Here is an 884-nt window from a genome sequence, read left to right as displayed (position 1 = left end):
CGGGGGTGCCGGTTTTGGGTGGTGTGTAATTCCTACCCGCGATGTTGTACAGATACTGCTTGGTCAACCGATTGATCGCACCGGCAATATCATCCGACTTCGCCTGCCCACCCGACACGATCGCATGCGCCTTCCGCAACGCAGCAGTCAAAATCTGATGCACTTTCTGCTGCCCAGCCTTCGTATACGCCTGCGGCCCCAACTCCGCCAACGCCACATTCACCTCACGCACCAACCCCACGATCGCCTTCTTATCGACCTTGTTCGACCCCGCCAACCCCCGCATATACGACACCAACTGGTTATCCACATTATTGAACGCCTTCGCCGCATTCCGCTGAAACAACCGCTTCGCCCGCACCGCCCGCGCCGTCTCACCACTCCCACCACCCGGCGAAATCCCCAACTGCTGCTGCAACTCCCGCACCCGCGGATCCGACGGATCCCCCTCCCCATACACCCCCTCCAACTGCTTCAACACCTCCAACGCCCGCACCGCCTCCGGCGACAACCCACCACCGGCCACACCCGACCCGTCGACTCCCGCGTTCGCCGCCACCGGCGCAGCCCCACCCCCACCACTCCCACCACCACTACCCAACCCAGACAACGCCGACGCGATCAACGGCAACATCCCCATCGCCATCATCCCCGCCATCGGCAACACACCCGCCACCAACGCCGGATCCACCAACGGCCCCGGCTCCGGCCCACCCTCCCCCACCGGCGGCGCCTGCCCCACCCCCGGCGCCACCACACCACCCGGCACCACATCACCCGGACCCGGCAGCGACTGACCCGGAACACCCGGACCAGGAGCAGGAGCAGGAGCAGATTGAGGCTGACCAGCAACCGGAGGAGCCACACCAGCCTGAACCGGAACC

1 protein-coding gene is annotated in these 884 nt (G+C 65.4%); it reads right to left on the bottom strand.

The features are described 5' to 3' along the window. A partial coding sequence (locus M8859_RS36680; protein WP_195072470.1) for a DUF4226 domain-containing protein occupies positions 1-691 on the bottom strand: 691 nt, incomplete at its 3' end. Between the last annotated feature and the right edge of the window lie 193 nt (positions 692-884).

The organism is Nocardia sputi (assembly GCF_023501985.1).
The sequence above is the reverse complement of the archived record's forward strand: the minus strand, read 5'-3'. Positions and strand labels throughout refer to the sequence as shown.